This window comes from Stenotrophomonas sp. YJH_SMC_138, assembly GCF_059369855.1.
In genome coordinates this window covers 497262-521282 of the sequence record NZ_JCAFTB010000002.1, presented here as the reverse complement: position 1 = coordinate 521282, position 24021 = coordinate 497262, and the positions used below count along the sequence as shown (strand labels likewise).

Annotated in this window: 27 protein-coding genes and 1 pseudogene; 13 read left to right on the top strand and 15 right to left on the bottom strand. The window is 67.9% G+C overall.

From position 1 onward, the window contains the following. Positions 1-224: 224 nt before the first annotated feature. Positions 225-1001, bottom strand: a complete 777-nt coding sequence (locus AC5P7I_RS07525) for an SDR family NAD(P)-dependent oxidoreductase (protein ID WP_241884349.1) — start codon at positions 999-1001, stop codon at positions 225-227. Further along, positions 998-1318 (bottom strand): Grx4 family monothiol glutaredoxin, encoded by a 321-nt coding sequence (gene grxD / locus AC5P7I_RS07520; protein ID WP_005415957.1) that lies wholly within the window; start codon positions 1316-1318, stop codon positions 998-1000. Before grxD ends, AC5P7I_RS07525 begins: the two co-directional genes overlap by 4 nt. Before the next feature lie 120 nt (positions 1319-1438). On the opposite strand from grxD, the gene AC5P7I_RS07515 reads away from it, so the two are divergent. Then, positions 1439-2017, top strand: coding sequence for a superoxide dismutase (locus AC5P7I_RS07515; RefSeq protein WP_014646588.1), 579 nt, complete (start codon positions 1439-1441; stop codon positions 2015-2017). Positions 2018-2092: 75 nt separating this feature from the next. On the opposite strand, the gene AC5P7I_RS07510 is transcribed toward AC5P7I_RS07515, so the two are convergent. The 3 genes from AC5P7I_RS07510 to purE form a co-directional block, all read right to left on the bottom strand. Further along, positions 2093-2434, bottom strand: a complete 342-nt coding sequence (locus AC5P7I_RS07510; RefSeq protein WP_004152082.1) for a carboxymuconolactone decarboxylase family protein — start codon at positions 2432-2434, stop codon at positions 2093-2095. A 112-nt stretch (positions 2435-2546) separates the two neighbouring features. Next, a complete protein-coding gene (locus AC5P7I_RS07505; protein ID WP_262087188.1) occupies positions 2547-3695 on the bottom strand; it encodes a 5-(carboxyamino)imidazole ribonucleotide synthase in 1149 nt (382 codons plus the stop codon). Further along, on the bottom strand, positions 3692-4195 hold the full coding sequence (purE, locus tag AC5P7I_RS07500; protein WP_005412808.1) for a 5-(carboxyamino)imidazole ribonucleotide mutase: 504 nt from the start codon (positions 4193-4195) through the stop codon (positions 3692-3694). Before purE ends, AC5P7I_RS07505 begins: the two co-directional genes overlap by 4 nt. 58 nt (positions 4196-4253) lie before the next feature. On the opposite strand from purE, the gene AC5P7I_RS07495 reads away from it, so the two are divergent. The 4 genes from AC5P7I_RS07495 (at position 4254) to AC5P7I_RS07480 (ending at position 6971) form a co-directional block, all read left to right on the top strand. Then, the gene (locus tag AC5P7I_RS07495; protein WP_014036599.1) at positions 4254-4523 is read left to right on the top strand and encodes a Trm112 family protein; all 270 of its coding nucleotides are present in this window, start codon (positions 4254-4256) and stop codon (positions 4521-4523) included. Further along, positions 4520-5371, top strand: a complete 852-nt coding sequence (gene nadC, locus AC5P7I_RS07490) for a carboxylating nicotinate-nucleotide diphosphorylase (protein ID WP_014646586.1) — start codon at positions 4520-4522, stop codon at positions 5369-5371. Before AC5P7I_RS07495 ends, nadC begins: the two co-directional genes overlap by 4 nt. Positions 5372-5551: 180 nt before the next feature. Next, the gene (locus AC5P7I_RS07485) at positions 5552-6553 is read left to right on the top strand and encodes a DUF2272 domain-containing protein (protein WP_014646585.1); all 1002 of its coding nucleotides are present in this window, start codon (positions 5552-5554) and stop codon (positions 6551-6553) included. 67 nt (positions 6554-6620) lie between these two features. Further along, the gene (locus AC5P7I_RS07480) at positions 6621-6971 is read left to right on the top strand and encodes a DUF3301 domain-containing protein (protein WP_053494948.1); all 351 of its coding nucleotides are present in this window, start codon (positions 6621-6623) and stop codon (positions 6969-6971) included. A gap of 104 nt (positions 6972-7075) precedes the next feature. Here the strand turns inward: AC5P7I_RS07480 and AC5P7I_RS07475 are convergent, their stop codons facing one another. The 7 genes from AC5P7I_RS07475 to AC5P7I_RS07445 all read right to left on the bottom strand — a co-directional run bounded on the left by AC5P7I_RS07475 (position 7076) and on the right by AC5P7I_RS07445 (position 13124). Beyond that, complete coding sequence (locus AC5P7I_RS07475; protein WP_014646584.1) at positions 7076-7528, bottom strand: ClpXP protease specificity-enhancing factor; 453 nt, start codon at positions 7526-7528, stop codon at positions 7076-7078. 84 nt (positions 7529-7612) lie between these two features. Further along, positions 7613-8248: a glutathione S-transferase N-terminal domain-containing protein gene (locus AC5P7I_RS07470; RefSeq protein WP_005408842.1), complete on the bottom strand. Its 636-nt coding sequence runs from the start codon at positions 8246-8248 to the stop codon at positions 7613-7615. A gap of 134 nt (positions 8249-8382) precedes the next feature. Continuing rightward, positions 8383-9132 carry a cytochrome c1 gene (locus tag AC5P7I_RS07465; protein ID WP_032960911.1) on the bottom strand — a complete coding sequence of 250 codons (750 nt, stop codon included), beginning with the start codon at positions 9130-9132 and terminating at the stop codon, positions 8383-8385. After that, a complete protein-coding gene (locus tag AC5P7I_RS07460) occupies positions 9125-10384 on the bottom strand; it encodes a cytochrome b (RefSeq protein WP_014646581.1) in 1260 nt (419 codons plus the stop codon). The genes AC5P7I_RS07465 and AC5P7I_RS07460 overlap by 8 nt, the downstream gene beginning before the upstream one ends. After that, positions 10384-11004, bottom strand: coding sequence for a ubiquinol-cytochrome c reductase iron-sulfur subunit (gene petA, locus AC5P7I_RS07455; RefSeq protein ID WP_004151998.1), 621 nt, complete (start codon positions 11002-11004; stop codon positions 10384-10386). Before petA ends, AC5P7I_RS07460 begins: the two co-directional genes overlap by 1 nt. Before the next feature lie 199 nt (positions 11005-11203). Further along, positions 11204-12109 (bottom strand): lytic transglycosylase domain-containing protein, encoded by a 906-nt coding sequence (locus tag AC5P7I_RS07450; RefSeq protein WP_262087182.1) that lies wholly within the window; start codon positions 12107-12109, stop codon positions 11204-11206. Between the two features lie 46 nt (positions 12110-12155). After that, positions 12156-13124: a helix-turn-helix transcriptional regulator gene (locus AC5P7I_RS07445; protein ID WP_014646579.1), complete on the bottom strand. Its 969-nt coding sequence runs from the start codon at positions 13122-13124 to the stop codon at positions 12156-12158. An 80-nt stretch (positions 13125-13204) separates the two neighbouring features. Between AC5P7I_RS07445 and AC5P7I_RS07440 the strand changes: the two are divergent. Both AC5P7I_RS07440 and miaB read left to right on the top strand, forming a co-directional pair. Next, positions 13205-13821: pseudogene (locus tag AC5P7I_RS07440) on the top strand (glutathione S-transferase family protein). 187 nt (positions 13822-14008) lie between these two features. Next, a complete protein-coding gene (miaB, locus tag AC5P7I_RS07435) occupies positions 14009-15427 on the top strand; it encodes a tRNA (N6-isopentenyl adenosine(37)-C2)-methylthiotransferase MiaB (RefSeq protein WP_262087179.1) in 1419 nt (472 codons plus the stop codon). A gap of 88 nt (positions 15428-15515) precedes the next feature. Here the strand turns inward: miaB and AC5P7I_RS07430 are convergent, their stop codons facing one another. Genes AC5P7I_RS07430 through AC5P7I_RS07420 form a run of 3 tightly spaced genes read right to left on the bottom strand, consistent with a single transcriptional unit; the run spans position 15516 to position 18525 of the window. Next, positions 15516-16628 (bottom strand): ABC transporter permease, encoded by a 1113-nt coding sequence (locus AC5P7I_RS07430; protein WP_262087177.1) that lies wholly within the window; start codon positions 16626-16628, stop codon positions 15516-15518. Next, positions 16625-17548, bottom strand: coding sequence for an ABC transporter ATP-binding protein (locus AC5P7I_RS07425; protein ID WP_014646575.1), 924 nt, complete (start codon positions 17546-17548; stop codon positions 16625-16627). The genes AC5P7I_RS07430 and AC5P7I_RS07425 overlap by 4 nt, the downstream gene beginning before the upstream one ends. Before the next feature lie 20 nt (positions 17549-17568). Continuing rightward, positions 17569-18525: an HlyD family secretion protein gene (locus tag AC5P7I_RS07420; RefSeq protein WP_014646574.1), complete on the bottom strand. Its 957-nt coding sequence runs from the start codon at positions 18523-18525 to the stop codon at positions 17569-17571. A 523-nt stretch (positions 18526-19048) separates the two neighbouring features. Between AC5P7I_RS07420 and AC5P7I_RS07415 the strand changes: the two genes are divergently transcribed. The 6 genes from AC5P7I_RS07415 to AC5P7I_RS07390 all read left to right on the top strand — a co-directional run bounded on the left by AC5P7I_RS07415 (position 19049) and on the right by AC5P7I_RS07390 (position 24016). Next, a complete protein-coding gene (locus tag AC5P7I_RS07415; RefSeq protein WP_032960924.1) occupies positions 19049-20035 on the top strand; it encodes a PhoH family protein in 987 nt (328 codons plus the stop codon). Next, positions 20032-20517: an rRNA maturation RNase YbeY gene (ybeY, locus tag AC5P7I_RS07410; RefSeq protein WP_014036587.1), complete on the top strand. Its 486-nt coding sequence runs from the start codon at positions 20032-20034 to the stop codon at positions 20515-20517. The genes AC5P7I_RS07415 and ybeY overlap by 4 nt, the downstream gene beginning before the upstream one ends. Positions 20518-20594: 77 nt before the next feature. Then, positions 20595-21170 carry a hypothetical protein gene (locus AC5P7I_RS07405; RefSeq protein ID WP_014646572.1) on the top strand — a complete coding sequence of 192 codons (576 nt, stop codon included), beginning with the start codon at positions 20595-20597 and terminating at the stop codon, positions 21168-21170. Between the two features lie 77 nt (positions 21171-21247). Continuing rightward, complete coding sequence (locus AC5P7I_RS07400; protein ID WP_014646571.1) at positions 21248-21814, top strand: hypothetical protein; 567 nt, start codon at positions 21248-21250, stop codon at positions 21812-21814. A 64-nt stretch (positions 21815-21878) separates the two neighbouring features. Continuing rightward, the gene (locus tag AC5P7I_RS07395) at positions 21879-22760 is read left to right on the top strand and encodes a CorC family transporter (protein WP_014036584.1); all 882 of its coding nucleotides are present in this window, start codon (positions 21879-21881) and stop codon (positions 22758-22760) included. Continuing rightward, positions 22757-24016, top strand: a complete 1260-nt coding sequence (locus AC5P7I_RS07390) for a DUF4105 domain-containing protein (protein ID WP_262087173.1) — start codon at positions 22757-22759, stop codon at positions 24014-24016. Before AC5P7I_RS07395 ends, AC5P7I_RS07390 begins: the two co-directional genes overlap by 4 nt. Positions 24017-24021 lie beyond the last annotated feature (5 nt).

Genomic DNA, 24021 nt, shown 5'->3' with positions numbered 1-24021 from the left:
GCCTCGATGCGAGTTGGCGATGGCGGAAAAAAAAGCGCATCCAAACAGCCCTGCGGGTGGCTGGTCGGAGAGTTATCTGGGGTTCCCTACCGCTTGGCTGAAGGCAGCCATAACGGTTAACACTAGATTAACACGCTACGCCATCAATGTGACGGTTGTGCGACAAACGGCACCGGTTCGCAACGCAATCGTGACGGGTTCTTCACTCCGCCTTTCCCCGGGGCTCACTCGCGGGGAACTGCCCCGCTGGCATCGAGAATCGTCCCCCGCCAGGCATGGCCGGCCGGGGACAACAGGATGACGGCCGCAGCGGCGGCCGCTTCGGGCCCTTGCGCAGCCGGGTCCTGGTCGACGGAATAGGCGCGGGCGCGCAGTGCCGTGCGCAGGGGCCCCGGGTACAGCCCACTGACCCGGACCGGGCTGCGACCCAGCTCATCGTGCAGGCTGCCGATCAGGCCACGCAGGCCGTGCTGGGCCACGCCATACCCACCCCAGTAGGCCTGCCCCACCCGTTCGGGGGCATCGACCGCGAACACCAGGGCAGCATCCTCGCGCTGCCGCAGCAGCGGCAGGCAGGCCTGGGCCAGCCAGGCCGGGGCGGTCAGGGTGACATGGACCGCGCGGGCGAAACTGGCCGGGTCGGCCAGCTCGAACGGGGTCAGGCCGGGGAAATGCGCGGCGCAGACCAGCAGGCCATCCAGCCGCCCCAGCTCACGCTGCAGGGCCTGGGCCAGTTCGGCATAGTCATCGGGGCCGGCACCCTCCAGGTCCATCGGGTACAGCAGGGGTTCCGGGCCGACCGCCTGGACCTGGGCATAGACCCGGTCCAGCCGGCGCGGCTTGCGCCCCAGCAGGACCACGGTAGCCCCGGCCGCCGCAGCGGCAATCGCCGCCGCACTGCCCAGCCCGCCGCCGGCACCGGCAACCAGCACCACGCGGTCCTGCAACGGGCGGCCATCGAGCGCCCCGTCAGTCGGTGACGTCGACGGCCAGGCACTCATCCCTGGGTCGCCTCTTCGACGATGCGCTTGAGTTCGCCGGATTCAAACAGTTCCATGACGATGTCGCAGCCGCCGATCAACTCGCCGTTGATGAACAGCTGCGGAAAGGTCGGCAGGTTGGAGAAGCGCGGCAGGTTGGCGCGGATCTCCGGTTCTTCGAGCACGTTGACGGTGCGCAGGGTGACGGCGCCGGCAGCCATCAACGCCTGCACGGCGCGGCTGGAAAAGCCGCACATCGGGTACTGCGGGGTGCCCTTCATGAACAGCACGAGCGGGTAACGATCGACCTCGGCCTGGATTTGCTGCATCACCGCCACAACCACACTCCTTGCTTCGCCGGACAACCCGACCGTGATGGTCGGCTAGACTGCCCACGGTAGCCGCCATTGTAAGCGGATGGAACAGGCTGCCGCCGTCCCCTGGCCACGAACCTGCACATGCCCGTCGAATTGCCCGCCCTGCCCTATCTCTCCGGCTCCCTGCAGCCCCACCTGTCCGCGCAGACCGTGGAACTGCATCACGGCCGCCACCACCGCGCCTATGTCGACGCGGTCAACGCCGGCACCCTCGGCACCGAGTGGGAGGAGGCGTCGCTGGAAGAGATCGTGCGCCATGCCCAGGGCACGCTGTTCGATGCGGCCGCCCAGGCCTGGAACCACGGCTTCTACTGGCAGTGCCTGCGCCCGCGCGGCGGCGGCGAACCACAGGGCCGGCTGGGCGAGCTGGTCAAGCGCCAGTTCGGTGACGCGCAGCGCCTGCGCGAGGAATTCAACCGCACTGCACTGGGCCTGTTCGGCTCGGGCTGGGTGTGGCTGGTGCAGCACCCGGGGGGCCAGCTGGGCATCCAGGCCACCCGCAACGCCGGCACGCCCCTGACCGGCGACAGCACCCCGCTGCTGTGCTGCGACGTGTGGGAGCACGCGTACTACACCGACTACCAGAATGACCGCGCGCGTTACCTGGACGCGTTCTGGCAGATGGTCAACTGGGAATTCGCCGAGAGCCAGCTGCGCTGACCCCCTGTAGAGCCGAGCCCATGCTCGGCTGGCCGGACAGCAGCCGAGCATGGGCTCGGCTCTACAGATGAAGCTTCACGCGCTCTCGTGCGCGGCCACCGCATCCATCACCCGCGCCGAGTACACCAGCGCGGCGCCGGCGTTGAGCGAGACCGCCACGCCCAGCGCCTCGGCGATTTCCTCGCGACTGGCGCCATGCTTCAGCGCCGCGTCCACGTGCACGGTGATGCAGCCGTCACAGCGGGTGGTCACCGCCACCGCCAGCGCGATCAGCTCCCGGGTCTTGGCATCCAGGTGGTTGGTCTGGGCACCGGCATTGGCCAGCGTGGCGTAGCCCTTGACCGTATCCGGCGAGAGCTTGCCGATCTCGCCGATGCGGCCCTTCAGTTCCTTGCGGTAGGCATTCCAGTCGAGCATGGTCGTGACTCCTGTGAAAGGAGCTCCACGCTACCACCGGGAATGTTGCGCCGATGGCTGCACCGGTGCGCCACACCGTTGCACTGCCGGCCTGCGGCCGGCACTACCGGACTCAGCGGTTGCGCAGCGCGTACACCGCCGGTGCCACCTGGGCCTGGCGGTCCAGTTCCAGGCCCACCTGGTCCAACGCGTCGGCCAGTGCTGCGGCATCGTCATCGCGCAACGTGGCATGGCCGACCTTGCGGCCTTCGCGCGACTCCTTGCCATAGTCATGCCAGTGGCCACTGGCCTGGGCCAGCACCGGCAACGGGTCGGGCATCCGGCCCAGCCAGTTCAGCATGCAGGCATGGCCGAGCATGCGGGTGCTGCCCAGCGGCAGGCCCAGCACGGCGCGCAGGTGGTTCTCGAACTGCGAGGTCTCGCTGCCTTCGATGGTCCAGTGCCCGGAGTTGTGCACGCGTGGCGCCATCTCGTTGGCCAGCAGCTCGCCATCGCGGCAGAACAGTTCCAGCGCGAACACGCCGACGTACTGCAGGTGTTCGGCGACACGGCGTGCATAGCCGATGGCTGCCTGCTGCTCGGCGGCGGACAGCACGGCCGGGGCCACGCTGGCCGACAGCACACCGTCGACATGCCAGTTGCCGGTGATCGGCCAGGCTTCGAAACTGCCATCGCGGCCACGCACGGCCACCACGCTGACCTCGCGCTGGAAGGCCACAAAGCCCTCCAGGATCAGTCCGGTGCGCTCGACCTGTGCACCCAGCGCATCCCAGGCGGCATCAATGTCGGCTTCGCTGCGCAGGCGGAACTGGCCCTTGCCGTCGTAGCCCAGGCGGCGGGTCTTGAGGATGCACGGCAGGCCGAATTCGACGGCTTTCGCCGCCAGCTCGTCACGGCTGCGGATATCAGCGAAGGCCGGCAGCGGAATACCCAGCTGCTGGAACAGGGTCTTCTCGCTCAACCGGTCCTGGGCCACCGCCAGCGCGGCCGGCGGCGGGTAGACCGGCACGCGGTCGGCCAGGAACTGTGCACTGTCGGCGGGCACATTCTCGAAATCGAAGGTGACCACATCGACCTTGGCAGCGAAGTCCGCCAGCGCCTGGCGGTCGTCGAAGGCACCGACGGTGAGCGGCGCCAGCGGGCCGCTGCAGGCGTCGGCCGCCGGGTCATACAGTTCGAAGCGCAGCCCCAGCGGCGCACCGGCCAGGACCATCATGCGGGCGAGCTGGCCGCCGCCCAGGATGCCGACGGTCAGGCTCATTGGCGCGGATCGTCGTGGGCCATCACGTCTTCGGTCTGGCGTGCACGGAAGGCGTCGAGCGCCTGGCCGATCGCCGGCTGGTCGCTGGCCAGCATCGCGGCGGCGAACAGCGCCGCGTTGGACGCGCCGGCATTGCCGATGGCGAAGGTGGCGACCGGGATACCGGCCGGCATCTGCACGATCGACAGCAGCGAATCCATGCCGTTGAGGGCCTTGGACTGCACCGGCACGCCCAGCACCGGCACGGCGGTCTTGGCGGCGATCATGCCCGGCAGGTGGGCGGCCCCGCCGGCACCGGCGATGATCGCGCGCAGGCCACGCGGGCCCGCCTGCTCGGCGTAACTGAACAACACATCCGGCGTCCGATGCGCGGACACCACCTTCACTTCGAACGGAACACCCAGGGCTTCAAGCTTCTGGGCGGCGTGCTGCATGGTTTCCCAGTCGGAACGGGAACCCATGACGATGCCGACAAGCGGCGCGATCGGGTTGGGGGTCATTGGCCGTCACCTGCCTTAAAGACGTATTCTAGCCATCTTCCACGCAAGACGAAGAACCATGGATCGCAAGCTGCTCGACCTGCTGGTGTCGCCGGACACCCGCCAGCCCCTGTCCCTGCTGGATGGCAAGGGCCTGGAAGCCCTCAACAAGGCCATTTCCGCCGGCGCGGTGAACAAGGCCGATGGCAACCCGCTGGCGCAGCCGCTGCGCGAAGCGCTGGTCACCCGCGACCGCAAGCAGGTCTTCCGCGTCGACGACGGCATCCCGGTGCTGCTGGCCGAGGAAGCCATCCCGACCGCCCAGATCGCCGATTTCCCGACCGCATGAGCACGCTGCCGACGCCGGATGCGGCCGTTGTCGCCGCCGATGTCGCGCGTGCACTGGCCGAGGACCTGGGCAGCGGTGATGTCACCGCCGCCCTGCTGCCCGACCAGGCCGACAGCGCCTACCTGCTGTGCAAGCAGGACGGGGTGATCGCCGGCCGCCCCTGGTTCGACGCCACCCACCGCGCGCTCGACCCGGACGTACGCATCGAATGGCAGGTTTCCGACGGCGACGCGGTCACCGCAGGCACCGTGCTGGCCCTGCTGCATGGGCGCAGCCGCAGCCTGGTCAGCGCCGAACGCACCTCGCTCAACTTCCTGCAGACGCTGTCCGGTACGGCAACCACCACCGCCCGCTACGTGGCGGCGGTGGCCGGTACCGGCACGCGCATCCTCGACACCCGCAAGACCCTGCCCGGCCTGCGCCTGGCGCAGAAGTACGCGGTGCGCTGCGGCGGTGGCGAGAACCATCGTTTCGGCCTGTACGACACGGTGATGCTGAAGGAAAACCACATCCGCGCTGCCGGTTCACTGGCCGACGCCGTGGCGGGCGCACGCCGGCAGTGGCCTGCGCTGCCGCTGGTGGTCGAGGTCGAGGATCTGGCGCAGCTGCGCCAGGCGCTCGACGCTGGTTGCGAACGCATCCTGCTGGACGACTTCAGCCCCGACCTGCGCCGCGAGGCGGTACGCATCACGGCCGGCCGCATTCCGCTGGAAGTGTCCGGCAGCGTCGGCCTGGGTGGCCTGCGCTCGATCGCCGAGGATGGCGTCGACTGCATCTCCATCGGCGGCCTGACCAAGCACGTGCAGGCCATCGATCTGTCGTTGAAGCTCGGCCCACCGCCGGGCTGAGGCCTGCAGGACTTGTAGAGCCGAGCCTACGCTCGGCTGCTTGTCGATTTGCGGCACGCCCTGCGCGCGCTTCGCGCGATGAGCCGAGCATGGGCTCGGCTCTACACGACCCGGGACGCCTTCACGGCTCGGCTACGGCCGCCTCTGCGACGCTGCCGGCATCCCCCACAGGAGCCGCGCATGCGCCGGATGCTCTTGCCTGCCTGTCTGCTGCTGGCCGCGGCCCCCCTGTCCGCAGCGGCGGCCGAAGCCTGCGATGTGCCACCGCGTTTCGGCCTGAGCCCATTGGCGGTGGCCATCCGCAATACTGCCTGCAATGAACACCGGCTCTGGTTCCGGCCTTTCATCGATCGCGATGGCCGCGCGGCGAGCCTGAGTGTCACCGAGGCCGAGAACGAACATCTGGCCGACAACGGGCTGATTGCCTGGCAGCGCGTGGCCGGCTACTGGCGCAACAGCGGCACGCTCAACGCGATGGGCAGCATCGCCGGCGCCAGCAGCTGTCTGGCACCACTGGGCACGCGCTACACCGACAGCGACTGCCGCACCTTCCTGATCGACAACCCGTGGTCGGCCGCGTTCATTTCCTGGGTGATGGTGCAGTCCGGCGTCCCCGGCTTCAACGCGTCGCCACGCCACATCGACTACATCCGTGCCGCGTACCAGGGCGGACCCTCGGGCGTGCCGTACCGGCTGGTCGATCCCGCGACCGCAAAGCCCGCACCGGGCGACCTGCTGTGCTTCCTGCGCGATCGCAGCACCACGCTCAGCTACAGTGGGCTGGTGCAGGCACTGGGCAACGGTTCGGTGGGCCACTGGAAATCACATTGCGAAGTAGTGGTGGCCGCCAACCTGGGGGGCGACCAGACCCTGTACCTGGTGGGCGGCAACGTGATGAACACGGTGGCGATGCGACTGCTGCCGCTGGACCGCACCGGGTTGATCAAGCTGCCGCCGGCGCGCGAACGCAACAGCACCGGCATCGAGCCCAGCTGCACGCCGGGCCGCGAGGACGAATGCAGCTTCAACCGCCAGGACTGGGCAGCGCTGCTGCAGCTGACGGCGACCGCGCCATTGGTGATGCCTTCGCCCTCCGCCGCGCCGATGCAGACGGTGCCGGCGACGGCGCCGTCTAACGTGCCCGCATCACCGATGTCCAGCGAACCGCAGCCACGGCGGTGAGTGCAGCGCTTGATCCAGCGCGCGTTCGCCGCCATCTTTGCCGGATCCACCTCTGACGGCTGACGCCATGCCCACCCTGCTGTTGTTGCTGATTGCCGGCGGAATCATCTATTTCTTCTGGAATGCGGCGCGTTCGGCCGCCGAGCGCGCGGTCGAGCTGGGCCGCAATGCCTGCCGCGCCGCCAACGTGCAGTGGCTGGACCAAGCGGTGCACGCCACCGGGTTGCGCCTGTCGCGCGGCGAGGATGGCCGGCTTGGCTTCGAGCGCACCTTCAAGTTCGAGTATTCCTACGACGGCATCGATCGCCACGTGGGCCGCATGGTGCTGCGCGGCGACCAGCTGATCTCGTTCACCGGCCCCGGTGCCGCGCGGATCAGCCAGATCCGGCCGGATGTGGAGGATGCCGAGGATGTGTAAGAACTGAAGGTGTGCCGACCAACGGTCGGCACCCACACAATTCCGGCACCCACCGGTAAAACCTGCAAAGGAAGACGCCGCCCATCGGGGCGGCGTCGGAATGGTTACTTGACCACGCGCAGGTTCGGGCGGCCCTTGGGCGGCGGACTGGCCGGTGGCGTATCGTCCGGCGGCGTGCCGTCCTCGTGCAGCAGTTCGTCACTGGTCGGCGCGGTCTCGCTGCCCGGAATGTCATCCGGCAGCGCCATGCCCTGCCCGGTCTCGCGGGCATAGACCGCCAGCACGGCGCTGATCGGTACCTGCACCGGGTAGCTGGTGCCGGAGAAGCGGGCCGAGAAGCTCACCATTTCGTTGTCGATCATCAGCCGCACGACGGCGCGTTCGGCGATGTTGAGCACGACCCGGCCATCCTTGACCGCCGAAGGCGGCACCTGCACGCCGGGGACGCCGGCGTCGACCAGGATGTGCGGGGTCAGCTGGTTGTCGTTGATCCATTCCACCAGCGCCCGCAGCAGGTACGGGCGGTGGCTGGTCATGTGGAAGAAGTCTTCGGTCATGCGTGAAGTGTACGCGCCCGGCGCCCCGCCGGGGCGGATCGTCTGCACGCCGGTCGGCGTGCAGACGGGTTACGCAAGGTCGGATCAGACCGGCAGATCGCGCAGCTTCTTTTCCTGGTCGGTCAGGCTGCGGACGAAACCCGGGTGACGGAAGATGCGGTTGCCATAGTCCTCGATCGCCTTGCCGTCCTTCGGCAGCGGCACGTCCAGCGACTGCAGGCGCCAGATGATCGGTGCCATTGCACAGTCGGCCAGGCTCATTTCCGGATTGAGGAAGAACTTGCTGGCCTTGAACAGCGGCAGCGAGGCGGTCAGCAGTTCCTTCAGGCGCTTGCGGCCGGCCTCGGCCTGGGTCTTGTTGCCCAGCTGGATGGCCTGCACCTGCGGTACCCAGTCGTGCTCGATGCGCAGCATGGCCAAGCGGATACGCGCACGCGAGAGCGGATCGACCGGCATCAGCGGAGGATGCGGGTAGCGTTCGTCCAAGTATTCGCTGACCACCGACGCGGCGTACAGCACCAGCTCGCGCTCGACCAGGGTCGGCACCGAGTGGTACGGATTGAGATCGATCAGGTCTTCAGGCGGGTTCTGCGGATCGACCGGGACAAAGTCGAAGGTGACCCCCTTGGCCGCCAGCACCAGGCGTACCCGGTGGCACAGTACGTCGTCGTTCGAGGAAAACAGCGTCAGTGTATTGCGCATGCGTACGCTCGCCGCCATCAAAGGCTCTCCCACGACAGGAGACCGCCTGCCGCATCGGCGCCGCCGGCACCGTGCCAGCGGTCGACTCCACCCCGAGTGTGCAACCGACCATCACAAAAGCCAATAGGCCCGGGCGATGGCCGGCGGCAGAATCAGTGGACGTCCTTCCAGTATTCCTTCTTCAGCAGGTACAGCAGGAAAGTCAGCAGGGCCAGGAACAGGATCACCCATACGCCCAGCTGCTGGCGCTTGAGCGCGGCCGGTTCACCGGCGTATTCGAGGAAGTTGGTGATGTCCCGAACGGCCTGATCGTACTGGCCGGCATCGACCGACCCGGGCGTTTCGATTTTCAGGCCGGTCACCGGCGGGTCCATGCCGGGCGCTTCCGCCTTGCCGTGCACCGCATGCTGCAGGCCCTGCATCTCCCACAGCGGGTTGGGCATGGAGGCATTGGCGAACAGCGCGTTGTTCCAGCCCAGCGGGCGGCTGCTGTCCAGATAGAACGACTTGAGATAGGTGTAGACCCAGTCACTGCCCCGCACGCGCGAGATCAGGCTGAGATCGGGCGGCATCTTGCCGAACCACTTCTCCGCGTTCTCCTTGGGCATCGCCACCGGGATCGGGTCGCCGATCGCCGAGCCGGTGAAGTTGAGGTTGTTCATCACCTCTTCCTCGGTCAGGCCGAGGTCCTGCGCCATCCGCGAATAGCGCAGGTACTTCAATGCGTGGCAGCCGGAGCAGTAGTTCATGTACAGCTGCGCGCCGCGCTGCAGCGAGGCGCGGTCACCGAGGTCGTTGCCGGCCTGCAGCAGCGGGGTGCCGCCTTCGGCGGCGGAGGCCAGGAAACTGCCCAGCATCAGGGTGGCCGCCAGGGCCAGCCGGACCATCCAGCGCTCAGTCATGCGTGGTCACCCTCTCCGGTACCGGCTTGGTCCTGTCCAACCTTGTCCATAGCGGCATGGTGATGAAGAACGCGAAGTACAGGAAGGTCAACACCCGCCCGATGTAGGTCTCGTGCACATCGGTGCCCGGGCCGGAACCAATCACGCCCAGCCACACGAAGCACACCGCCAGCACGCCCAGCATCACCTTCGAGATCCAGCCGCGGTAGCGCACCGATTTCACCTTCGCCTTGTCCAGCCACGGCACCAGGAACAGGATCGCGATGGCCGAGAACATCACCAGCACGCCGCCCAGCTTGTTCGGCACCACGCGCAACATCGCGTAGTACGGCGTGTAGTACCAGACCGGCTTGATGTGTTCCGGGGTCACCAGGCGGTTGGCTTCGGTGAAGTTGTCGTGCTCCAGGAACAGGCCACCGAAACCGGGGGCGAAGAAGATGATGAAGGCGGCGATGATCAGCAGGAAGCCGGCACCGACGCCATCCTTGAGCGTGTAGTACGGATGGAACGGAATGCCGTCGGCCGGGGCGTTCGGCGACCAGCGGTTGCCCTTGGGCCCCTTCTTGATCTCCACGCCATCGGGGTTGTTCGACCCCACCTCGTGCAGCGCGCCCAGGTGCAGCACCACCAGCAACAGCAGCACCAGCGGCAGTGCGATGACGTGCAGCGCGAAGAAGCGGTTGAGCGTGGCGTCACTGGGCAGGTAGTCGCCCATGATCCACTCGGTCAGGCCGTTGCCGATCACCGGTATCGCGCCGAACAGCGAAATGATCACCTTGGCGCCCCAGAACGACATCTGCCCCCACGGCAGCACGTAGCCCATGAAGGCTTCGGCCATCAGCACCAGGTAGATCAGCATGCCCAGGATCCACACCAGCTCGCGCGGCTTCTGGTAACTGCCGTACAGCAGGCCGCGGAACATGTGCAGGTAGACCACGATGAAGAACAGCGAGGCCCCGGTGGAGTGCATGTAGCGGATCAGCCAGCCCCACTCCACATCACGCATGATGTATTCGATGGAGCCGAACGCCTCGGCGGCGTTGGTCTTGTAGTGCATCGTCAGGAAGATGCCGGTGACGATCTGGTTGACCAGAACCAGCAGCGCCAGCGAACCGAAGTAGTACCAGATGTTGAAGTTCTTCGGCGCGTAGTACTCGGTGACATGCTTGCGGTAGACCGGCATCAGGCCCGGCGCGCGGGCATTGACCCAGTCGGCCACGCCGCTGGCGGTACGAGCGAGGATATTGGCCATCAGGCTGCCCCCTGCGGATCGACACCGATGATGATGGTGTTGTCGTCCTGGTAATGGTGCGCGGGCACCTTCAGGTTGATCGGCGCCGGCACGTCCTTGAAGACGCGGCCGGACATGTCGAAGCGCGACTTGTGGCAGGGGCAGAAGTAGCCGCCCTTCCACTGCGGGTCATAGGGTTCAGGCCGGATCTCGGCGACCATTTCCGGCGAACAGCCCAGGTGCGTGCACAGGCCGACCAGCACGGAAATGTCCGGCTTGATCGAGCGCAGCTCGGGGTTCTGCTTCAGCACGTAGTCCGGCTGCTGGTCCTTCTCGCCGGACTCGGGGTCCTTGAGGCGGCCATCGAGCCCGTGCAGTGCATCGAGGATCGCCTTGGACCGCTTGACGATCCAGATCGGCTGGCCACGCCATTCCACGATCAGGCGTTGGCCTTCCTGCAGGGCGCTGATGTCGGCCACCACCGGTGCGCCGGCAAGCTTGGCACGGGCACTGGGGTTCCAGGATTTGATGAAAGGAACAGCGGTGAATCCGACGCCGACGGCGCCCACCACGGCTGTGGTGGCAGAAAGAAAACGCCGACGTCCGGTGTTGACTGGATCGTGTACCCCATCGTTGGCCATCCGGCACTCCGATATTGATTAGGTAGCTTTAAGGCTGCCAGCGGATCCGGTGGGGGCCAGAGCCGCATTGAATCATGGGCGAGTGTAGCGGAACCGTCGAGCGCCACACAACGCATTGCAACAACATTGATTACGGGGCTGCCAGCCAGTGGCCGGTCGGTACCGGCCATTGCCCAAGGTTGCCGGCCAGCGGCCGGCACTACTGGTGCGTCAATGCGGTGCGGTAACGCTCGGCCAGCTGCCCGACCCGGCGCACGTAGTACTGGGTCTCGCTGTAGGGCGGCACGCCACCGTGGCGGTCAACCGCGCCTTCGCCCGCGTTGTAGCCAGCCGCGGCCAGGGTCAGGTCGCCATTGAAACGCTTCAACAACCACGCAAGATACTGCACGCCACCGCGGATGTTCTGCCCGGCATCGTAGGAATCGCTGACTCCGAAACGGGCCGCGGTTGGCGGCATCAGCTGCATCAGGCCCTGCGCGCCGGCGCGGCTGAGCGCGGTCGGGTTGTAGGCCGACTCGGCGTGGATGATGGCGCGCACCACGGCTTCGTCGACGCCGAACTCGCGCGCGGCCGAGCTGATCTCGGTCTGGAACGCGGTGGTGTTCAACCGCACCGAACCGAAGTCCACGCGCGGGTTGACGCCACAGGCGTAGCAGCGCTCCATGAAACTGTAGCGGATGGTGCGCACCGGGCCGAGGTTGGCGACCTGGGTCGGGCGCGCACTGGTGTAGTGGCGCACGCCGTCCTTCATGAAGGAATAGACCTGGCCGCTGACCATGCGCCCGCTGCGCGAGGCGACCGGGGGCGCGGGTACGGCGGCTGGCGCAGCCGCCGGTGCCGCAGCGCTGGCCGCCACCGCCACCGGGTTGCGCTCGATGCTGGCCACGGTGGTCGGCGCCGGCTTCGGCGCGGCCACCACCGGGCGCGGTGCCGGGCGGAGGTCGCGGCTGTAGCTGATGGCGCTGCAGCGGGCCCCGGTCAGACGCTTGCTGACATAGCTGGTGACCCCGTCGGCGCCCTGGCACTTGAACAGGGTGCCCGCGCTGGCCGGCGCAGCGGTCAGCGCAGCGATGATGATCGCCGTTGTCCCCAGTATCCCCTTCATGCCGGCGAGTGTCCCAGCTTCGACGGGGCTTGCCAAGCGACGCGGCTCAGCCTGTGACGGGCGGCACAGCCAGCACCTGCCCCAATCCGGCCAGGCGCTGTGCCAGTTCATCGCGCAGGCCCGGCGGCGTGGTCCACACCGCCACCGGCACCCGGTCCAGGCTGAGGATCTGCGCCAGCATCATGCCGCGGCTCTCGGCGCCCATGCGCAGCAGGCAATGGTCGGGCCCATCGTCCTCCAGCACACCACACCAGGGCGGGATGCGGCCTTCCAGCTCGGCGCGGCTGCCGGCCAGGCGGACGATGGCCTGCAGGGCGAACGGGGCCTGGCTGACCGCCTGCCGCACCATCACATCCGGCGGTGCGGGCGTACGGCGGTGCATGCCCGGCTCGGCGCATTCGCGCACCGCGCCCATCCGGTCCACGCGCAGGGTGCGCCAGTCCTGCCGGCCCAGGTCCCAGGCCAGCAGGTACCAGCGCCGCCCGTAGTTGACCAGGTGCTGCGCCTCGACCTCGCGCTGGGTCACCGCTTCCTGGGCACTGCGGTATTCGAAGGCCAGCCGTGACGCCTGCCGGCAGTGCTGGGCCAGCTGCCCAAGCAGGCGTGCGTCGGTGGACGGAAGGTCGGACAGGGTGGCGGTGGCGGCATGCACCTCGCCGGCCTGCTGGCGGCGACGGGTCGGCACCAGCGGATCGAGCTTGGACAACAGGCCGCGCGCGGTGTCGTCGATGCCGGCGACGGTCGCAGAGGCCGCGCGCAGGGCGATGGCCAGGGTAGTCGCCTCCTCCTCGTCCAGCAGCATCGGCAGCACCGGCGCCCCTGCCCCCAGCTGGTAGCCGCCGCCAACCCCGGACGAGGCCCGGACCGGATAACCCAGCTCGCGCAGGCGCTCGACGTCACGGCGGATGCTGCGCCGGTCCACGCCCATGCGCTCGGCGAGCTCGGCCCCGGACCACTGGCGACGGGCCTGCAGCAGGGCGATCAGGCGCAGCAGTCGATGGGCGGTATGGCGCATGAAGGATCGAGGACAGAAGTCGTCCGCAATAGTGCCCCAGGATGGCCTCCAGTTCACCACCCACCGCAAGGAGCAATGCCATGAATTCACGCCAGATCACCCTGTACCACGCCGCCCGTTCCCGCTCGAGCGGCGCCGTGGCCCTGCTCGAAGCACTGGGTGCCGACTACCGCATGCAGGTGCTGGACCTAAGGCGGGCGCCAACCTGGCTCCGGCCTACCTGGCCATCAACCCGATGGGCAAGGTGCCGGCGATCGTCCACAACGGTGCGCTGGTGACCGAGCAGGTGGCGATCTATCTGTACCTGGCCGACCTGTATCCGGAGGCCGGCCTGGCACCGCCGATCGGCGACGCCCTGCGCGGGCCCTACCTGCGCTGGATGGCCTTCTATGGCGCCTGTTTCGAGCCGGCGATGATCGACAAGGCGATGCACCGCGAGCCGCCGCCGCGCCTGATGTCGCCGTACAACGACGCCGAGACCGTGCTGCAGGTGATCGAGGCCCAGCTGGCGCAGGGCCCCTATCTGCTTGGCGAGACGATGAGCGCCGCCGACGTGCTGTGGGGCAATGCGCTGGCCTGGACCACGGCCTTCGGCCTGGTGCAGCCCGCGCCGGCCACGGCCGATTACATCGCACGGATGAGCGCGATGACCGCCTTCGACCGTTCGCGGCAGATCGATGCGGAGCTGGCGGCGTAAGCAGCGGCCCCTTGTAGAGCCGAGCCCACGCTCGGCTGCTCCTCCGCCTTGCAAAGGCAGCCGAGCACGGGCTCGGCTCTACAGTGATGGCCACGCTGGGCATGGGCTCGGTTGCACGGGCGCGGCGGCTGGCGTGGGATGCGGGTAGAATTGCCCGCTTTCCCGCCACCCGAATGGATTAAGCGCCATGACCGGGACGCCAGACGTCTTTCCGCCCACCACACCGGGCGGTACCCCGCTCGTTGCCCTGCCCGCTGGTCCGCGCAAGCCCGACCAGGTGAAAGGCAAGCTGTACATCAAGACCCACGGTTGCCAGATGAACGAGTACGACTCGGCCAAGATGGCCGACGTGCTTGCCGCCAGCGATGGCCTGGAACTGACCGACAGCCCGGACGATGCCGACGTCATCCTGGTCAACACCTGCTCCATCCGCGAGAAGGCGCAGGAGAAGGTGTTCAGCCAGCTGGGCGTGTGGAAGGGCCTGAAGAACAAGGGCCGCGAAGTCATCATCGGCGTCGGCGGCTGCGTCGCCTCGCAGGAAGGCGAAACGATCATCAAGCGTGCGCCGTTCGTCGACCTGGTGTTCGGCCCGCAGACCCTGCACCGGCTGCCGGAGCTGATCCGCGCACGCCGCGAACAGAAGCGCCCGCAGGTCGACATCAGCTTCCCCGAGATCGAGAAATTCGATCGCCTGCCCGAGCCGCGCGCCGAAGGACCCTCGGCATTCGTGTCGATCATGGAAGGCTGTTCCAAGTACTGTTCGTTCTGCGTGGTGCCCTACACCCGCGGCACCGAAGTCAGCCGCCCGTTCGAGGACGTGGTGGTGGAGGTGGCGCAGCTGGCCGCACAGGGCGTGCGCGAGATCAACCTGCTCGGGCAGAACGTCAACGCGTATCGCGGGCCCTATGGTGACGGTGAGTTCGCCGACCTCGGCCTGCTGATCCGCACCATCGCCGAGATCGATGGCGTCGGCCGCATCCGCTTCACCACCTCGCATCCGCTGGAGTTCAGCGATTCGCTGATCGATGCGTTCCGTGACGTGCCACAGCTGGCCAACTTCCTGCACCTGCCGGTACAGGCCGGCAGCGACCGCGTGCTGTCGGCGATGAAACGCGGCTACACCGCGCTGGAGTTCAAGTCGAAGATCCGCAAGCTGCGGGCGGTGCGCCCGGACATCTCGATCAGCTCGGACTTCATCGTCGGCTTCCCCGGCGAGACCGACGCCGATTTCGAGAAGACCATGAAGCTGATCGAGGACATCGGCTTCGACCACAGCTTCTCCTTCATCTATTCACGCCGCCCCGGCACGCCGGCCGCGGACCTGGAGGACACGATCAGCGATGCCGAGAAGCACGCGCGCCTGTCGCGCCTGCAGGAGCGCATCAATGCGCATGCCGCCGGCATTTCCGAGAAGATGGTCGGCACCGTGCAGACCGTGCTGGTGGAAGGGCCCTCGCGCAAGAACCCGAACGAGCTGACCGGCAAGACCGAGAACATGCGTTCGGTGAACTTCCCGGCGCCGGCGCGCCTGATCGGCCAGTTCGTGGATGTGGTGATCACCGAAGCGCTGACCAATTCGCTGCGCGCGCGGGTGGTGGCGGAATGAATCTTCGGGTCGGAGCCCCAAAGGGGCTCCGACCCGCCGGCCCGATAAATTGGGGTCGGAGCCCCTGCGGGGATCCGACCCCCTGCCTTCAATCCAGGCGCTTGCGGAAGCGCAGGATCGCCAGGGTCATCATCACCACGATGAAGGCCAGCAGCGCCAGCGCGTCGTGCCACAGCTCCCACAATGAGGCGCCGCGCAGCATGATGCCGCGCACCAGCCGCAGGAAGTGGGTCAGCGGCAGCACCTCGGCCAGCCACTGCACCGGCCGCGGCATGCCTGCGAACGGGAACATGAAGCCCGAAAGCAGGATCGACGGCAGGAACAGGAACAGCGTCATCTGCATCGCCTGGAACTGCGAGCGCGCACGCGTGGAGATCAGCAGGCCCAGCGCCAGGTTGGCCAGCACCAGCAGCACCGCGGCCAGATAGATGTCCAGCAGGCTGCCGCGAATGGGTACCTGGAACAGCCAGGTGCCCAGCACCAGCACCAGCGTGGTCTGCAGCAGGCCGATGGCCGCATAGGGCAGCACCTTGCCGACCATCAGCTCGCTGCGCGACACCGGCGTGGCGATCAGCAGTTCCATGTTGCCGCGCTCGCGTTCGCGCACCACCGCTACCGCCGTGAACATCACCAGGGTCATGGTCAGGATCACCCCGATCAGGCCCGGTACGATGTTCACCGCCGAGCGCCGCTGCGGGTTGTAGAAGCTGGTCACGCTGACCGGACCACTGGCGATGCTGCCTTCGCGCAGGGGACGGGTGTTGCTGGTCGGGCGCGTGTCCAGCGGCACCTGCGCCAGCTGGATCGCCGCGCTCTGCACCACGGTGTCGCTGCCATCGACCAGCACCTGCACCGCCTCGCGTCCATCGAAGCGGCGACGCTCGAAGTCGGCCGGCACCACGATGCCGACACTGATCTCGCCACGGCGCAGCGCCTGCATCAGCTGGGCAGGCGTGTAGGCTTCGCTGCGCGGCGTGATCACGCCGGTGGCCACCATGTCCTGCACCAGCGCGCGCGAAGCGGCGCTGTTGGCCTGATCGGCGACACCCGCATCGAGATGATGCAGGTTGAGGTTGATCGCATAGCCGAACAGCAACAGCTGCATCACCGGAATGCCAACGATCATCGCCAGCGTGATGCGGTCGCGGCGCAGCTGCCGCAGCTCCTTGAGCATGATCGCCCACAGCCGGCGCAGGTTCATGCCGCCGGCTCCCGGCCGCGCCCACGGGTGGCGGCCACGAACACATCTTCCAGGTTCGGCGCCACCGTCTGGATGCGGGCCTGCGGGTCAGCGTTGGCAAGTGCACGGGCCAGCACTGCGACGTCCGCTGCGCCCTCATTGCACAGCACGCGCAGCTGGGTGCCGATCTGCGCCACGCTCAGCACACCGGGCAGCTCAGACAGTGCGCGGCTGGCCTGCCGCGGCTGCGACGACGTGACCTGCAACGTGCGGCCGTCCAGCCGTGCGCACAGCTCAGCCGGCGTGCCATCGGCGACCAGCGCACCACGGTCCAGGATTGCCAGCCGGTGGCAGCGCTCGGCCTCGTCCATGTAGTGGGTCGACACCAGCACGGTGGTACCGGCGTCGGCAAGTTCAAACAGGGCTTCCCAGAAATCACGGCGCGATTCCGGATCGACCGCGCTGGTCGGCTCGTCCAGGAACAGCAGCTCGGGCGCGTGCACGACGGCGCCGGCCAGGGCGAGGCGCTGCTTCTGGCCACCGCTGAGGGTTCCGGCCAGCTGCGGCTGCCGGTCCAGCAGACGGTACTGCTGCAGCAGCTCGTCGACCCGCTGCCGGGCCTGCGCGCGTGGCAGATCCTGGATGGCGGCGAGGAATTCCAGGTTCTCGCGCACCGACAGGTCCTCATACAACGAGAAGCGCTGGGTCATGTAGCCGATGCGCCGGCGCAGTGCTTCGGCCTGCTCGGGAACCGCCAGCCCCAGCACCTGGATCTGCCCAGCGCTCGGTTCCAGCAGGCCGCACAGCATGCGGATGGTGGTCGACTTTCCGGATCCATTCGGCCCCAGGAAGCCGTACACCTGCCCGCGCGGCACAGTCAGGTCGACATTGTCCACGGCCAGAAGATCGCCGAAGCGGCGGGTCAAGCCCTGCGCATGCACCGCGATGTCGTCGCCGGTGTTCAGAAGCGCACCTGCACCGGCAGTCCGGCCGGAAGCTTCTGCATGTCGGTGGCCGTGTCCACTTCGATCTCGGCCAGATAGCTCAGGCGCTCGACGTCATCACCGGTCAGTGCGTAGTACGGGGTGAACGAGGGCTCGCTGCGGATTGAGCGCACGTGCCCCTTCAGCACGGTGCTGCCGTCTTCCAGCTGCACCTGCGCAGCCTGCCCGACCTTGACCTGCAGGCGCAGCGGCTGCGGCAGGTAGACGCGTGCATAGGGGCGCTCGCCGACCAGCATCACCGCCAGTGGCGCCCCGATCGGCGCCTGGTCACCCTGCCGGTAAGGCAGGGCATCGACAACACCATCGCGCGGCGCGCGCAGCTGCAGCTTCTGCAGGTTGACGCCCTGCACCACCTGCTGCGCCTGCGCGGCATCGGCGGCCGCCTGGCCCTGGGCGATGTCCTGCGCGCGGCTGCCGTGCACCAGTTCCAGCCAGGCCTGCTCGGCGGCCCGCACGCTGGCCTCGGCACTGCCGGCAGCCGCCCGTGCACGGTCCAGCTCGGCGGCGGCGATCAGGCGCTGGCGTGCCAGCGGTTGCACCCGACGGTAGTAGGCCGTGGCTTCAGCAGACTGCGCGCGCAACGCGGCCAGCTGCGCCTGGGCCTGCGCGATCTGTTCCTGGCGCGGGCCGATCTTCAGTTCTTCCAACTGGGCCTGCGCGCGCACCGTGTCGGCCTGCGCCGCGGCGAACTGCGCGTCGCCGCGGGCGGGGTCGAGCTGCATCAGCACTGCTCCGGCCTTGACCTGCTGCCCCTCGCGTACCTCCACCGTGGCGATCACTTCGGCCGCCGGCGCCGGCACCGTGATCCGGTCCCACTCCAGCGTGCCGAGCGCTGCAGGCGGCGCCTGCCCACACCCGGCCAGCAGGCCGATACCCACCAATCCGATTCCACGCATCCCATTGCCGATGCCCATGCCATCCCCTCCTGCGACGGCGCCACGGTGCCATCCGCCCCGTGCACCCTCAATGATTCCGATCAGCCCTGACGGTTTTTTCACCACGCGTTGGCGAGCCTTTGGCTGCAAGGCTCCTCGCCACCTATCCACAGGTTGATTCGGCATCATTCCACAACCGGTGTGGAAAGCCGGCAACACGGGATCCTGTTGCTCGCCTGGCAGCGGAACCTGCGCTGCGATCACGAAGAACGCCGGCGCGCCCGGGAAGTTCTCGGCACGCGCTGCGACGTGCCCTCCCTCCCGGTCCGCCCGTCCTGCGGGTGCCGGCACGCCCGGGTCCGTGACGATTTTTTCACCACCCCCTCATGACGCTTGTGGCACAAGCACTGTAGAGGTCTATCCACAGGTTTCCGCAGCCCCCGTCCACACCGGGTGTGGAAAAGCATGTATCGACCCCGTGCTGGCCGCGCGCCCGCTGCGCGCGCTACCCTTGTCCTCCCTGAATACACTGCGGTGGAAGGCTTCCGCCCCACCCAAGGCAATGAAAAGCATCGAACATCGAGACTTCACCCTGTCGCCGGAAGACACCGAGCGGCTGGCCAACCTGTGCGGCCCCTTCGATGGGCACCTGCGCCAGATCGAGCTGAAGCTCGGCGTGGAGATCGCCAACCGCGGTTTCGTGTTCCGCATCAGCGGGCCCAACGAAGCCATCGTCGAGGCGCAGAAGCTGGTTGAAGCGCTGTACGCCGAAGCCGGCGAAACCACCTTCGACAACCACGCCATCCACCTGCGCCTGGCGCAGGCCAACGTCGAGCAGATCGCCGAACGCTCCTACGAAGCGCAGGAGGTGGCGATCAAGGTCAAGCGCGGCACGGTGCGCGGTCGCGGTGCCAACCAGGGCCGCTACCTGCACCAGATCGCCACGCATGACATCAACTTCGGCATCGGCCCGGCCGGCACCGGCAAGACCTTCCTTGCCGTGGCCAGCGCGGTCGAAGCGCTGAACGAATCACGGGTGCAGCGCCTGATCCTGGTGCGCCCGGCGGTGGAGGCCGGCGAGAAGCTGGGCTTCCTGCCCGGTGACCTGAGCCAGAAGGTCGACCCCTACCTGCGACCGCTGTACGACGCCCTCTACGAGATGATGGGCGTGGAGAAGGTGGTCAAGCTGCTGGAAAAGAACGTCATCGAAATCGCGCCGCTGGCCTACATGCGTGGCCGCACGCTCAACGATGCCTTCGTGATCCTGGACGAAGCACAGAACACCACCATCGAGCAGATGAAGATGTTCCTGACCCGCCTCGGCTACGGTTCCACCGCCGTGGTCACCGGCGACCTGACCCAGACCGATCTCCCCAAGCACGTGAAGTCCGGCCTGCGCGATGCCATCGACGTGCTACGCGAGGTCGAGGGCGTCAGCTTCACCTTCTTCGAGTCGCGCGACGTAGTCCGCCACCCGCTGGTGGCGCGCATCGTCAGCGCCTACGATCGCCGTGACCTGCATCAGATCCAACCTGGAGCAACTCCATGACCCGTGGTCCCGTGCGACTGGACGTCGCCGTCAGTTATGCCCTGCCGCGCACCGGCCTGCCGGCGGCGGTCAGCTTCCGCAAGTGGGTGGCTGCTGCGCTGAAAGGCCGCATCCGCGAGGCCGACCTGGCCATCCGCGTGGTCGATGCCAAGGAAGGGCAGTCACTGAACCGCCATTATCGCGGCAAGGATTACGCGACCAACGTGCTCAGCTTCCCGGCCGAAGTGCCCGAAGGGCTGCCCAAGGGCGTGAAGTTTCCGCTGCTGGGCGACCTGGTGATCTGCGCACCGGTGGTGGCCCGCGAGGCCGATGAACAGGGCAAGGCGCTCAACGCCCACTACGCACACCTGACCGTGCACGGCGTGCTGCACCTGCTCGGCTGGGACCACGAGGACGACAAGGAAGCCGACGCCATGGAACAGCTGGAGCGCGAGATCCTGGCCGAGCTCGGCATCGCCGACCCCTACGCCGGCGAGCGCTGAGGCCCACGCACACCGGGATCTTCACGGAGGACGCGCCCATCGCGCTGCTGCCCGCACTCATCGCCGCTCTTCTGCAGGTGACCACTGCCCCGGGCATCGACCCCGGCCGGGAACGACCGTCGCCGTTCCCGGCCAGCGACAGCGCCGCCGACATTGCCGCCAAGGTCGCCGAGGTGCAGGCGTTCTTTGACGTCAGCCAACAGACGGCGCGTCAGGCGGTCGCCGAGGCGCAGCAGCACGCATTGATGGAACGTTTGAAAGCGCGCCACGCGGCACGCCTCGCCGGAATCTGGGTGGACAACGCGGCAGGTTGGAACGTCGTCGTTCGACTGACTGGCCCAGCACCCGCGGCCGATGAGACACATCCAGGGGCGGATGGCCCGCAACGCGTGCGCTACATCACCGGCGCCGCGATGACCGAAGCGGAGATGCAGCGCCGCCTGCACGCACAGCGGGACTGGCTGCTGGCCCAGCTGCCCGACCTGTTCGGCTATAGCCTGGATGTCACGACCGGGGAACTGGAGGTTGAGCTGCGGGATACCCCAGCCAACCGCGCGACGGCGGCGGCCGTGCGCGACCACTTGCAAGTGCAACTGGGCTACCCGGTCAGGCTGCGCTGGTACCCAGCGACCACGCGCAGGCATCCGCCCTGATTGCCTTGGGGCGCTCGCGATGGCTGGCCGGGACCGGTACGATCACCGGCCTGCCTTCCGTTGCGGATCCCGTGCCCGTGCTGCGTATTGCCCTGCCCCTGCTGCTCGCCGTGTCCGCCCCGGCCGCTGCCCTGGACCTGCCGGCCCTGATTGAATGCCGCCAGGGCGTGGCCGAGCAGGCCGCGTTGGCGCCCCTGCTGGCTGATCCGCTGAAAGCCGTCGCCCACGGCCTGCAGCCGCTGCCGCAGGGCAACCAGTTCATGAGCGAGTACCGGCTGGCCCAGCCGATCAGCGTGTTCGGCGCCCGCACCGAACGGGTCGCCGTGGCCGGGTCCAGCGTCATGGCGATCCTCGACCAGGCCGATCCGCGGCCGCTGGCCAGGCAGCTGGGGCTGGAGACCGGCTACGACCAGGACGGCAAGTTCATGGCCGGCCGCGAGCTGGTCAGCCGCGACGTGACCGATCCGAAGACCGGCGAGGCCCGGATCGAGTCGATCATCCTCAGCGTCTCCACCGTGGCCTCCCATCCCGGCAAAACCCTGGCCGGCTGCACCTACAGCCTGGACCTGCCCGAGGAAGAAGCCCCCGCCCGGCCTGAACTGGCCCCGCCGCCGATCACCGGACCGGGCAGCGACGGTCACTGACAGGCCGCCACATCCTGCTAGACTTGGGCCAACGCCCGGCTTGCCGGGTGCCCTTTTTCCAGAGATGTCAGAAGACGACAGTAGTAGCTCCGCACAGGAGCCCAGTGAAAAGAAGCGCGGCTGGCTTGAACGCCTGACCTCCGCCTTCTCCGGCGAACCCCATACCCGCGACGAGCTGGTCGCTGTCCTGCACACCGCGCAGGAAGAGGGCCTGATCGCCGCCGATACCCTGAAGATGATGGAAGGCGCCATTTCGGTGGCCGAGCTGACCGTGGGCGACGTGATGATCTCGCGCTCGCAGATGGTTTCGCTGCCGGTCGAAGCGCCCTTCCTGGAACTGATGAAGCAGGTGGTCGAATCCGGCCATTCGCGCTTCCCGGTGCACGGCGAGAACAAGGACGACATCCTTGGCATCCTGCTGGCCAAGGACCTGCTGCGCGGCGTGGTCGCCGACAACGGCCCGGCCAACGTGCGCGAGCTGCTGCGCCCGGCAGTGCTGATCCCGGAGGCGAAGAAGCTCAACGTGCTGCTGAAGGAATTCCGCCTGTCACGCAACCACATGGCCATCGTGGTCGACGAGTACGGCGGTGTCGCCGGCCTGGTCACCATCGAGGACGTGCTGGAACAGATCGTCGGCGAGATCGACGACGAGCATGACGAGGCCGAGGATCCGTCGGCGCAGATCGCCATCCAGTCCGACGGCCAGTACGTGGTCGACGCGCTGACCCCGATCGGCGACTTCAACGAACGCTTCGGCGCTACCTTCTCCGACGAGGACTACGACACCATCGGTGGCCTGGTCACCGAGGCCGTGGGCCACCTGCCGGAAGTCGGTGACGAGCTGGCGCTGGACCGCTTCATGTTCCGCGTGGCCCGCGCCGATGCGCGCCGGGTCCAGGCCTTCCACGTGACCGTGCTGCCGCCGGACGCGCAGGACGACGCTTGAAGCGCGGCGCCCTCCTGGCACTGCGCCTGAGGCTGTGGCTGGCACTGTGCGTGCTGGCCACGGCCCTGCCGCTGGCCGCCTTCGCGCAGCCGGCGGCACCCGAACCTGCTGCACCCGCCACCAGCGCCGAGGCTCCCGCCCCGCGCATCGGGGTGGTGACCATGCAGCCGGGCACGGTGTTCTTCGAGCGCTTCGGCCACGACGCCATCGTCGTGATCGATCCGCTCAGCGGCGAAGCGACCTCGTACAACTTCGGCTACTTCGATCCGTCCGAGGACGATTTCATCAGCCGCTTCGTGCGCGGCGACATGATGTACTACCTGGTGGCGCTGCCGCTGCAGCAGGATCTGTCGTACTACGACGAGACCGGCCGTGGCGCCAGCGTGCAGTGGCTGGACCTGCGCCCGGAGCAGGCACGTGCACTGGCCGCCGACCTGGCCGAGCGGGCCAAGCCGGAAAACGCGCGCTACCACTACGACTACTACACCGCCAACTGCGCCACGATGGTACGCGACACGGTGGACAAGGCGCTGGGTGGCGGCCTGCAGTCGCAGCTGTCGGGGCGCTCGCGCGGCAATACCTACCGCAGTGAATCGGTGCGCCTGGCCTCGCCGGCACCATGGATGTGGCTGGGCTTCGATGTCGGCCTCGGGCCGTTCGCCGACCAGGCGCTGTCGCGCTGGCAGGAAGCCTTCGTGCCGATGCGCCTGGCCGATGCGCTGCGCCAGGCGCGCAACAGCGATGGCCGGCCGCTGGTGCAGTCCGAACAGGAACTGCTGCCGCACCGCATCGACCCGGAGCCGAAGGAATTCGCACGCCGCTGGTGGCCGTGGCTGCTGCTTGGGCTGGTCGTGGCCGGCGGCGTGCTGGCGCTGCGCAACCGCCCGCGCCTGCTGGCCGGGCTGGCCCTGCCGTTCTGGCTGCTGTGTGCCATCGCCGGCAGCCTGCTGGTGTTCCTGTGGGGCTTCAGCACCCACTACGCCGCCTGGGCCAACCGCAACCTGCTGCTGCTTTCGCCACTGGCCGTGCTGCTGCTGCCAGGCGCGATCGCGCTGCTGCGTCGGCGCGCGCCGGGCCGCATGTTCAGGGTCGTGCTGTGGCTGCTGGCGGTGCAGGCCGTGGCGGCGCTGGTGCTGCACTGGCTGAGCCTGCAGGCGCAGTACAACGTGCAGTGGATCGTGCTGCTGCTGCCCGTCCACGTCGCGCTGGCGTGGGTACTGGGGCGCCGTCCTCACTTGTCCGAAACACGGCACTGACGCAC